Origin of the sequence: Microcoleus sp. CZ3-B2 (assembly GCF_036705055.1) — a bacterium.
Classification (GTDB): domain Bacteria; phylum Cyanobacteriota; class Cyanobacteriia; order Cyanobacteriales; family Microcoleaceae; genus Microcoleus.
Window position 1 is genome coordinate 1 of sequence record NZ_JAUBTN010000107.1, and the last position, 10877, is coordinate 10877.

Here is a 10877-nt window from a genome sequence, read left to right on the forward strand (position 1 = left end):
GTAGTCAGTAGTCAGTAGTCAGTAGTCAGTAGTCAGTAGTCAGTAGTCATTAGTCATTAGTCAGTAGTCATTAGTCATTAGTCATTAGTCATTAGTCAGTAGTCAGTAGTCAGTAGTCAGTAGTCAGTAGTCAGTAGTCATTAGGAATTCTTGTCGGGGCGGATTTTGTAGGGACGAGTTCACAGATATCTTTGATGCACATCGAAAATATTTATCAACTCGCCCTCCCCAACCAAAGATTTATCTAAGCGATTATGTTTAAAACTGCCCCGACTAGAAACCAGGGCTGATCCTGATATTATGCTTCGACAACAGTGTGACCGCAAGCAACTACAGCCTGTTTAATAGACTCTTCCGAGGCTTTGGCATCCACGGTGACAGTCTTGGCTGCTATATCTACATCGACTTTAGCATCGGATTCAACTGTTTTGATGGCTTCGGTAATAGTGGTTCCGCAGCCGGCACAGACGATCGAGGGAACATGAAGTTTGAGTGGCATAATTAAACCAGATATTGTAGATTGCAGGATTTATTCTGCTTTTATTTTAACCTGATTTCGGTTGGCTTTCATAATATTTGTTGAAAGTTTAGCTGCGGGTAGAGAGTCAGGCATTGCTTTTTGCTGTCTCAGCAGTGGGCTTTCGGTGCAATCCGGCAGGGGTTGAAAACCCCGGTCGGATTGATGATTTTAGTCCCAGCCGAAGTCTCGATCGCACAATTGAGCTAATCTCTGATTGTGCGATCGATAATAGGCCTTCAATTGCTCGTATACTTTCTCGTCCACAGGCGAATATTGAGTAGCGTTGTGTTTTTGGTAGGCTTTGAGTTGGTGCGGCGGCAAGCCTAGAAATTCTAACACGCTGTTGTACGTTACTGCCGGATTGGTATATAAATCTTCGCTTTTGAGGATTAAAAGTTGTTCTTTAGGAAATAGTTTCATCCAAGCTGGGAGTTGGTCGGCGTAGATGCCGCGGCTTAAATAAGAGTGGTGTTGGTGTTCGTAACTAAAGTAAGTTGAGTCGGCTAGGAGTTTTTCTAGTTCGCCTTTTAGTCTTTGGGGTTCTAGGGCGATCGCCTCTTCAAAAGATAATGATTCGTATTTAATCTTAATATAGTAATAGTAGTGGGAAATCGCGCGGTCTACAGGGTTTCTCAGCAAAACTATTAATTTGACTTCTGGACATAAATCGTAAATTCGCTGCGGAACTTGGGGGTGAAAAATGTAATAGGGGCTGGCTTCTCCGGTAATTTTGTGTCCGCGTTCTGCTGCTGTGGGAAATTGGGAGTAATACCATTCTGGGCCTTTGTCGAATTGGAGGTCAAAATAATGTATTTCTTTGACGGCGGCGGGGGCGATTTGGGGATGTTGGGTGAGACCGGTGTAGAGGGATGTTGTGCCGCCTTTTTGAGCGCCAATGATGATGAAATGTGGGGGATTTGGGGTTGGTTTCACAGTTGTTGAATTTTTGTAGCTCTTAATAATCGATCGCCATTTTAATACCCAGCGTGAAAAATTGTTGCTGCCCTATGGTCGATCGACCTCCTAGGGACTGGCCACCGCGCCCGAAGCCTGTCAACTTAACTCGAAAATTAACCCGAAAAACCGCAAACCGTCGGGGAATTAATTCCCTGCCGGACTTGCCGGACTGCGGATTTGACGAAGTTGTTAATAAACCGTATTTTATCAAATGCGCCCCAGCGATGAATTGGAAACGATCGCGATCGCACTTCAATAGCGATCGAAATCACTTGAGGGCTGAACGCTGACAATAGGATAGAACTAGACTAGAGTGGAGTTACCCAGCCCAAATCCTTGCGGAGCAAATCTTTGGGAAAAAAATATATTGCCTGCGAGTTCGATCGCCCGTTTGTCTGTTTTATTTTTTCGCTAAAGTGCACATTTTGTAAATTTCTGCAAGGGTTGATATGGATGTTGTGGAAATTGGGAACAATAAAGGTGGGATCGTACTGTTGAGCAGTAACTACCTGCAATACCATCTCTGAAATTATTCAGGAAGGCGTCAATGTTTAAAAGCAAATTATCCAAAGTTATCGTAGTGCTGTTGCGGCGGATTGCTGGTGTTACCAGATCCGGGGCGAAACGGCTGATGAGAGCAATGCTGCAAGCCCTCATGGCTATGAGCCGCCGGGCAAAACTGCCGGTGGCTGGTTTTGTGTTGCCGACGGTGACGATGGTGTTGCTGGTAGTGATCTTGTTGACGGTGGCGATTACTCTGCGATCGTTCGATCGGGCAAATACGGCCCGTAACGTGCGCGTGAACCAGCAGGTGCTGGCGGCCGCCACTCCCGCGATCGATCGGGCGAAAGCAAAAATTCAGTTTATGCTTTGGGAAGACCCGCAAAAACCGACAGGCACTCCATCCGATCGAGAATTGTACTTGAGAATGGCAAATGCTGACGGAGCTGCGACGGATTTTTATAGCTTTGGGGACGAGGAGCGACTGGTACTTAAAGCAGACCTCGACGGCAACGGCAGTGCCGTGGGTGACGCTAACCAACCTCCTATTCTTGCTGACGACAAAGAAAATGAGTCGATCAATACTGCGTGGAGATATCCCGTAGATACTAACGGTGATGGCACCTATGACACTTTTACTATTTACGGCATATTCTTCCGCAGTCCGAAGCGCAGTGACGCAGGCCCAACTTTAGGCAACTTCACAAGGCCCAGAAAGTCGTTGGAGGCTAGAACGCCACCGACATCGGCCAAAAGTCTCAACCCTGAATGCGTGCAGGGTGGAGGTACTGTCGCTACTTTGGTAGGCGACTCAGGCTGGTACAGAATAGACGGCCCACTTAAAAAAAGTTTTTTTGTTGAGACAGTTAATGTACCGATAACACAGAAAGATATAGATAACGGCTTGGTATTGGACAAGACTCCTGAAGCTTTCAAAGGATCTGCCAGCACAGCCGCTCTGGAATACCAGCAAGACCAACTCCGCATTCCCCTCGCAAACAATGCGGTAGTTTATGAAGACGACTTGGATATATCGCCAGGGCCTCCGCTCAATCTAAACGGGCGGATCTTCACCAATAGTAATTTGTTAGTGACCAACTTAAATGGGGCTGATAAGACGCGACTGTATCAAGTTAGCAGCCCCGATTCTTGTTTTTACGAACAAGAAAATAGCAAAATTGTTGTGGGAGGCAATGTAGTTAATGGCTGGTCTGGCAATACCACTGCCACACAAATTAATCCAGTCAGCGTGCATCTTTTCCAAAAAGCCTCATCACTACCTACAGGTAATGGCAGAAACGCCGCCATGCTGACGGCGGCAAAAACTATTAGCGACAAAGATTCTGAATCCACTACTACCGAGAGCAGTTTGGATGTACTTTACAACAATAAAGCCTATTCCGATCGCCTCGATTCGTTAGTGGCAGCACAGATGGGGCCAGTCTTACCTGCCACCGGCAAGCCAGAGCAGACTCCCCAACCTGGGGACCCGTTTTCGGTGCAAAATAAACCCAGCACCCAAACCAGGAAGCAAGCGCTGGAAGAATATTTTAAACAGATGCTCCGCAAAGTTCCCTTTGCGGAAACAGACTTGGCGTTAAACCCGCCGATTATTGATCCAACAGGAACGCAAGACACGCTGCGACCTGCAAAGCAGACATGGAGCAAGCCGGATGAGGGTAAAACCAATATCAAAGTCTTGCCCCAACTAGCAAAGGGTCAGTTAGAAACAACAACACCAACAACAGATGGTTCGCCGCTACCTGAAGAACTATTGCTGGGCGATCGGGTGATTGCGGGTAACAACTTACCAGCGAAACAATGGGACGACACCAAAAATGAATTTACCAGTGCGCCAGAAGAAGTTCCAGGCAAATGGAATGCTAGCGACACCAGTGGCATTCCCCGCACGAGAACGCCCCAGGTGACAAAGTTGGCCGACGTAGGAGCGACAGACCGCGGTGGTTTCTGGGAAGGAGCAGCAGCGGAAACACCTAAAAATCCCCTGGATGGGGTTGGCGGTCTGCGGGTGATCACCAGTGCAGGAGTTTACGAGCGCACCAATTCTTTTCTGCCGCCTCCCACTTGGATAAATTCAAGTGGTAATTTATTGGGAAATCTCGTAAATGATGCTTACGACGACCCAACTACCACCGCTACTACTGAGAAATACCCCGTTGTGTGGCCGGATACAATGCCGATGTCGCCTCTGGGGGCGGGGTCTAAGGTATTTAACAACAACCCTAATAGCGGTCCGTTGGTTTGGGTTGATTATCCAGCAGCACCAGCGCTGTCATTAGTAGCGGGCTCGGTGATCGATCCTAGAACTCCCCAGTATGCCAAGGGCGATTTGCGGATGCGGGCGACAGCGGTTTATCACTACAAAAAAGACGGCGGCTACGTTCCACCTTTAGCACCAAACAAGCCGGATCTCACTGGCGTTCGGCCATTTGCCTGCGTCAGCAGCTATTACGACCCCAGCAACGCTTCCACAGCCAAAAATTTATCTACACTTCCTGATAATAAAAGCGGCGAGCCTGCATTAGGGACGAGGGGGACTCAAATTGGCTCAAATAATGGGATAGTCTACGGCCCACCGACAAATCGAACACAAGATGCAAAATCAACTCTTGGTGCAGACGGCTTATTAGGCAGCCCCACCCCAAATGATTTACAAAAGCAAGCAAATTACGTGTTTCCTGACGGTAGGTTTGCCAACGAGCCTTTGAGAAACGCGCTACTAAAAGAACCAGGCGATCGCACTCTGGCAGACAAAGCAGCGATCGACTCTACCATGTGCGCTTTAGGGATTATAGCCGCCACCCCCTTACCAGTCAGTTCTGATATTCCTCACGGGGCTATCCAAGAAGTAGCATTTTTGAACGCTAGAGAAATCAAGGCGATCGATCGCGATGACCCCACTACCATCGTTAACGAAGCCTTTACGCTCAGCAGTCCCCTAACAACTGGAAAAGCAAATCTAACAGCCTATTACAACCAGCCCTTAGAAGAACGGCAACCTTTAGAAATTCGTGCCACTCAGATAGACCTCGATGTATTGCGAAAGAACTCAATTGCCGGAGAGCCTTTACTGCCATACAGCGGAATTATCTATGCCAGCCGAGATGACGCGCTGCCCGATCGGAGCGCCCGGATACCCAATGCAGGAGGCACCGGCATAGATGAAGACAGGAGCGCCACCATAAGCCCTACTGACTTCCGACTAGACCCCACTCGCAAGCCTAACGGAATTCTGCTGGTTAACGGTGAAAAACTCGCCAGAGAGCCCAGCCTCCCTCCCACTGTGGCCAATGTAGTTCTGGAAAAAGGGCTGACTTTGGCATCGAATTTGCCAGTTTATGTCAAAGGCAATTTCAACCTTCACACCCAACAAGAATTTAAAGCTCCCTCCCAAACAGAGTTTAAAAGTTCTGCTGATTGGGAGAAGTTTTACAATCGCGTACAAGGCGACCTCAATAAAAACTTTGCGTGTCGCCCAAATGACCCCAGGCTGAGTGGTAAATGTACGACCGGCGACGAATGGCGCCCTGCAAACGTACTGGCAGATGCAGTCACCCTGCTGTCGAAAAATTACCGTTTTGGCTTCCGCAACGAGGGAGATTTTGACCTCAGAAACAATGCGGGCGCTGCTGCTGTACTGCCCCGCAGACAGCAAGGATTTTTCAACAACAACTTTGTTACTAACGGACTTTCCAGCGGAGCATTTTTAGCTAACGGCAATTTAAGGGAAGCAACAAATCCGATAGTTCTGACAGACGCTAACTACGTGGCTACAAATTCCCAGCCACTATGGAGTTCCTACTTCAACAACTTTGTCACGCCGGTGCAGCGCCGCGGGAACTTCCCAGAGTACGTAATGGAAGTTTGTACAAAACTGCCAGTTTCTGCCTGTGGGGATAGTGACTGGTACGTCGATCCAACATTGGCCACAGACCCACCCACAGCAGCAGGTAAGGCAAAAGTTGGTGCATACACAGCCGCTGCTTATCCAGCGGGAACAACTGCAATTCCCCCAATACCAGAATTGCAGCGATTCCCCCGCCGCGTAGCTTTTGAGAGAAAGAGTATAGCACCTTTCGATCTGACAGACCTGACTGATCCAAGGCCCTTGGGTATTAGTGGAGGAACTATCGCAGCAGGTGCGGGCGTTGCAAAAACTAACGCTCTGTGGTTTGCAGCCAAGAGTGGGACTAATGTCGCTTACGATGCTACCAATATTCCCTATCCAATCAACACCAGCAGCACCACTGCTGGCAATTCAGACGGCAGTAGAGTACCTCTACCAACCCTCGCCGCATCAAGCACAGCTCTTGCATCCTTACCAGCAGTAACAGTACCGACAACAGGCTACAGCTACAGTGGGTCGCAGCCGCTATTGATGCCAGTCCCGCAGTTCATGAGTGCAACAGCAGCCAACCCAGGTGCCCCGCGAGGTAGTGCCGCTGCAGACTCAACAGGGTGGATAACCAAGGCTGTAGAGACTACATTCAATATGGTTGTGGGAGCAGGCGACACTCCCTCAAGGAAGCTAAACCCTACGTTGGGTGACTTTAACGGCGGCTTGCAAAACTTGCCCCGATTCTTGGAACTCTGGAACATAGGAACTACTTCTACTAATATCCAAGGGTCTTTCATCCAGCTAAACCGTAGCGCCTTTAATACCGCACCTTATATACCAACTCTGCCGAAGGACTATCTGCCATCGGCCGATCGCCTACGAACTGTGTTCGCCAAATTTTCTAGCCCTACTGACGATCCTGCCGATCCCAGTTCAGACATAACTGTATACAACATATCAGGTAGTCAGATTCCATACTTCAGCCCGCCCACCCGTAACTGGGGCTACGACGTGGGCCTGCTATCTCAGCCACCGGACTTGTTTACCCAAAAGTTCACAACTCCTCCATCAAAACGAACCCCGGACGAGTATTTCCGGGAAGTACCTCGCGATGACGAGTGGATCAAAACTTTGATGTGTTCTAAGGTGGCTGGCGGCACTAACGCCAACAAAAACGCCACCGAAAGCCTCACAACTGCCGATCGAGCTAAATGCTCCACTTAATGCTCTAACTTTCCGCCGCGCAATTACTGGAGTCCTACTTATGACTAAGCGACAACAACACCAAAATTTATCCCAGCCGCGAGATGGTGGCTACACGATTATTGAGTCATTGGTAGCGATGATTGTAGTTTCGGTACTGATGATCGCGATCGCCCCGGTGATGGCTTACTCAGTAGCGACTCGCGTACAAGCGCGGCGGGTGGAACTGGCCACGCAGGCGGCGAGAACTTACATCGACACTCTTAGATCGGGGGCGATCGCGAGTCCAAGTCAGACATATGACCCTTCCGATAATTCCATAATTCCTCCTGCTCCCGCAGACAAAACTAATTTGTACTGTTTTAAGTCAGAGCAAACCGAGGTCTGTGGTAGCAACAAAGACTTTTACGTTCAGGGTATTCGTTCTCTAGGGGCCAAGCCGACAGACACAGGCTATTTCTTAAAAGTCCGGGTTTACAGAGCCGATGCCCCCTTCGGCTCTTCTTTAAAAACCGTACAGCAATCAGTTGCTAATTCAGGACTGGGCGACCCTAAAGCACCTTTGGTGGTGATGCAGACAGAAATTCCACCTACTACAACAGGAAATGCGTCTGCATATCGATCGTTGTGCGATCGACTCCAAAGCACAACCGGCTGTAAGTAATCAACAAAGTCCCCGCGATCGAATTGAAAATCGCTCCCCCATTTGACAAAGGAAACAGTCAAAATGAAAACTTTACTCAGGTTGCTTCTCAAAAGTCAGCACCAACAAAACCGCTCTCGCCCAACTAAAACAGAAAAGGGCATGACTCTTGTCGAGTTATTGGTGGGATCGATTATGGCATTTTTAATCATCACCCCGATGCTCGCCTTTGTAGTCGATATGCTGAATACCGATAGGAAGGAACAACTCAAAGCAAACACCGAGCAAGACATTCAGGCGGCCGTTGATTTCATCGCCCAAGATTTGAGTCAAGCCATTTATATTTACGACGGCGCAGGAGTCAACGCTATCAAAAGTCAACTTCCTGCTCCTAACGATGCAACTAAAACCCCTATTCTAGTATTCTGGAAGCGACAGCTAGTGAAACAATCGATTCCTGTTGATTCTTCTACGGTAAAACCAAAAGATTGCGCCCCAACAAATAACGACGACTATGCCAATAAAAAATGCAACGATACCTATGTACTATCATTAGTTGCTTACTACCAGTTTAAAGAAGCAGATCCTCAGTCTATTTGGTGTCAGCCTTCAGGAGGCACTTGTCCTACCCGCATTGCCCGCTATGAAATTAAGGATGGAATAAGAAAACCTGACCCGACTGCTGCAGATACCATTCTTCCTTACTACAACCTTGCTGATACAAAGACATCTCAACAACCAGATCCAGCTTTTAATAAATATTTTGAATTTACTAAACCCACAGAAAAAGTGACAACTGGCACAGGTTTTGAAGACCCACAGGTACTCGTTAATTACATAGACCACAGTAGTAATACTAATACGAATTTACCAGGGAATGAATGCCAAATGGCTCTTGGTAATCCTACAATCAAAATTGGAACTACAACATCCCCAATCCCCGAAGATACTCTAAAAATAACAGATTCAAATTCCAATCAAACTAACAGTTTCTATGCTTGTGTAGATACAGCTAAAAACACAGCCAGAGTTACGATTAGAGGAAACAGCCTGCGCCGCCTTCAAGCCGACAAGGCTAATTTCAACCCCAACAATTCGGCATTTTTTCCAAGATCGAGCGTACAAGTAAAAGGTCTAAGTGGGCTAGGAAAGTAACTGCCGCTTGAAACGCATTTCTCGATCGCCCGCAGCCGATCGCCCAAACAGGAGAAAACTATGAAAACCCCACCAATATTATTAAAACTTTTGCATAACTCTACCGCCAAATCCCGCCCGAATTTCCACCATACTGCATCCAAAAAGAACGATGCAGGGTTCACTCTTATAGAAGTGCTGATCATAGTCCTGATTTTAGGCATATTTGCTTCCATCGCCGCTCCGAGTTGGCTGGGATTCATCAACAGACAAAGAGTCCGCACAGTCAACGATCGCGTTTTGCAAACCCTGCGAAGCGCACAAAGCGAAGCCAAGCGAAATAAGAGCGATCGAGTAGTTACATTCCTTGCAACTGACCCGCCAACAGTTACGATTAACGGTAATGCTCAGCAGTTAAATGTTGGAGGCGAAATCAAGCCCAGACAAATTACACTTTTGACGAACAAACAGACTGCAACCCCAGCAAACTCAATTACTTTTGACTACCAAGGTAATCCCGCAGCAGGTACAACTCCATTTGTGGTAACAGTTGCTCCAGTTGGAGGCGGTACAAAGCAGTGTGTAATTGTGCAAACTCTCCTAGGAGGAATGAGAACTGATGAAGGAATTAATTGCCCACCACCATCCTAGTTTTCAATAAATTTAATTTTAATCTCTAACAGCGATTCCGCGCAAGTTCAGAATTGCTCAAATATATTAATACCAATTTAAAAAAGTCTTGCTAAAATCCTCAATTTTATAGTAACTATCAAAATCTCGCCTCCCCAAACTTAGGCCAAGCTTTTTTGAAAGAGTCAACTCAACCTCAAACGTAGTTAGGATCGAAAACTTAATCACCTAAACATCTGCCACACTCCACTCTCCTGCAGGTTGCCCGATCGAAGGAAGCACAGCCTCCGCACCTGCATTACCAGGCAGAGCCCGATCGCCAGCAAAACGTCGCTATGAAAGCCTTTCGAGCTTTAGTGCGATCGCAAATTTAGCAGCCCCGCAGCCTCTCATTCACAGCAGATGCCATCCCCCCTGCAACCTCCCAATATGTATGTAAATTTTATTTAAGCGCCCTATACATTAACCAAACTCAAGAACTAAAATAAATAAAAAATAGCGCCTCCTAGCTATTTTTTTGAGCTAAATATCAAGGAGTGCATTGACGTGTCAATACATAAAACGCTCAAAGGCAGAACCGCTGCATCTGCCGCAGGTTTTACAATGATTGAAATGTTGATAATTATAGCAATAGTGGGGATATTTTGTGCGATCGTCACCCCCTCTTGGCTAATGTTCATCAACAACCACCGTTTGAATGTATCAGTCGATCGGGCTTATTGGGCAATGGAATCAGCCCAAAGCAACGCCAAACGCGACAAAACCTCATGGCAAGCCAGCTTCAAAGAAGTTGACGGAAAAAACGTACAAGTAGCAATTCACAAATCCGACATTTCCCCAGCCCAACTACCAGCCCACCAATGGAAAAACCTAGAACATCAAATTCAAATACATACAGCTATAAACGACAAAGGAGGATATGAGACAACACTGCTCAAAGTAGATGAAAACAACAAACCCACAGACAAGGGAACAATCCGGCGGGTCACGTTCAACTTCCGAGGTTGCGCCGTTTATAAGGGTAGCGACGAATGCGGCCAAACAAGCCTAGAAGCAAAAGGGAGACTAACACTATTCCATCCCGATTTAAAAAATAGCGAACGCTGCGTCATCGTCTCTACACTTTTAGGACATCAACGCATCTCCCAAAGACAACCCAAAGCTCAAGACCAAAGATATTGCTACTGAGCTCTAGGGTGCGTCAGGGAAAACGATATTACCCACAGTCAGGAGACGGCAGTACCGTGTCCCTACAAATGGGGCGATCGATCATTTTGTGGTAGGGAAACGGCATTGCCGTGTCCTCCATCGCCCCACCGGGCGATCGTTATATTCGATCGCCAGATCGATTTTACCCATTACCCAAAATCAGGAGACGGCAGTGCCGTGTCCCTACAAATTGGGTGATAGTTACATTCCATCGGGCGATC

The 10877-nt window shown here is 47.4% G+C and carries 8 protein-coding genes; 5 read left to right on the forward strand and 3 right to left on the reverse strand.

Annotation, left to right across the window (positions count from 1 at the left end):
- Window positions 1-298: 298 nt before the first annotated feature.
- From QUA97_RS27175 to QUA97_RS27185, 3 genes are all read right to left on the reverse strand, one after another.
- Window positions 299-499: a heavy-metal-associated domain-containing protein gene (locus tag QUA97_RS27175; RefSeq protein WP_194011982.1), complete on the reverse strand. Its 201-nt coding sequence runs from the start codon at window positions 497-499 to the stop codon at window positions 299-301.
- Window positions 500-688: 189 nt separating this feature from the next.
- Window positions 689-1453 carry a sulfotransferase domain-containing protein gene (locus tag QUA97_RS27180; protein ID WP_333197362.1) on the reverse strand — a complete coding sequence of 255 codons (765 nt, stop codon included), beginning with the start codon at window positions 1451-1453 and terminating at the stop codon, window positions 689-691.
- Window positions 1454-1475: 22 nt separating this feature from the next.
- Window positions 1476-1733: a hypothetical protein gene (locus QUA97_RS27185; RefSeq protein WP_333197363.1), complete on the reverse strand. Its 258-nt coding sequence runs from the start codon at window positions 1731-1733 to the stop codon at window positions 1476-1478.
- A 291-nt stretch (window positions 1734-2024) separates the two neighbouring features.
- Between QUA97_RS27185 and hpsA the strand changes: the two genes are divergently transcribed.
- The 5 genes from hpsA (at window position 2025) to QUA97_RS27210 (ending at window position 10635) form a co-directional block, all read left to right on the forward strand.
- Window positions 2025-7061 (forward strand): hormogonium polysaccharide biosynthesis protein HpsA, encoded by a 5037-nt coding sequence (gene hpsA / locus QUA97_RS27190; protein WP_333197366.1) that lies wholly within the window; start codon window positions 2025-2027, stop codon window positions 7059-7061.
- 40 nt (window positions 7062-7101) lie between these two features.
- Window positions 7102-7704, forward strand: a complete 603-nt coding sequence (locus QUA97_RS27195; protein WP_333197369.1) for a prepilin-type N-terminal cleavage/methylation domain-containing protein — start codon at window positions 7102-7104, stop codon at window positions 7702-7704.
- A gap of 63 nt (window positions 7705-7767) precedes the next feature.
- Window positions 7768-8838 (forward strand): hormogonium polysaccharide secretion pseudopilin HpsC, encoded by a 1071-nt coding sequence (gene hpsC / locus QUA97_RS27200; RefSeq protein WP_333197371.1) that lies wholly within the window; start codon window positions 7768-7770, stop codon window positions 8836-8838.
- A 60-nt stretch (window positions 8839-8898) separates the two neighbouring features.
- The gene (locus QUA97_RS27205) at window positions 8899-9468 is read left to right on the forward strand and encodes a prepilin-type N-terminal cleavage/methylation domain-containing protein (protein ID WP_333197374.1); all 570 of its coding nucleotides are present in this window, start codon (window positions 8899-8901) and stop codon (window positions 9466-9468) included.
- A gap of 525 nt (window positions 9469-9993) precedes the next feature.
- Entirely contained in the window at window positions 9994-10635 is a 642-nt protein-coding gene (locus tag QUA97_RS27210) for a pilus assembly FimT family protein (RefSeq protein ID WP_333197376.1), read from the forward strand.
- The last annotated feature ends 242 nt before the right edge of the window (window positions 10636-10877 follow it).

Excerpts from the sequence above, each read along its gene's own strand:
- hpsA (WP_333197366.1), top strand. The coding sequence starts at position 2,025 with ATGTTTAAAAGCAAATTATCCAAAGTTATCGTAGTGCTGTTGCGGCGG.
- QUA97_RS27175 (WP_194011982.1), bottom strand. The coding sequence starts at position 499 with ATGCCACTCAAACTTCATGTTCCCTCGATCGTCTGTGCCGGCTGCGGA.
- QUA97_RS27205 (WP_333197374.1), top strand. The coding sequence starts at position 8,899 with ATGAAAACCCCACCAATATTATTAAAACTTTTGCATAACTCTACCGCC.
- hpsC (WP_333197371.1), top strand. The coding sequence starts at position 7,768 with ATGAAAACTTTACTCAGGTTGCTTCTCAAAAGTCAGCACCAACAAAAC.
- QUA97_RS27195 (WP_333197369.1), top strand. The coding sequence starts at position 7,102 with ATGACTAAGCGACAACAACACCAAAATTTATCCCAGCCGCGAGATGGT.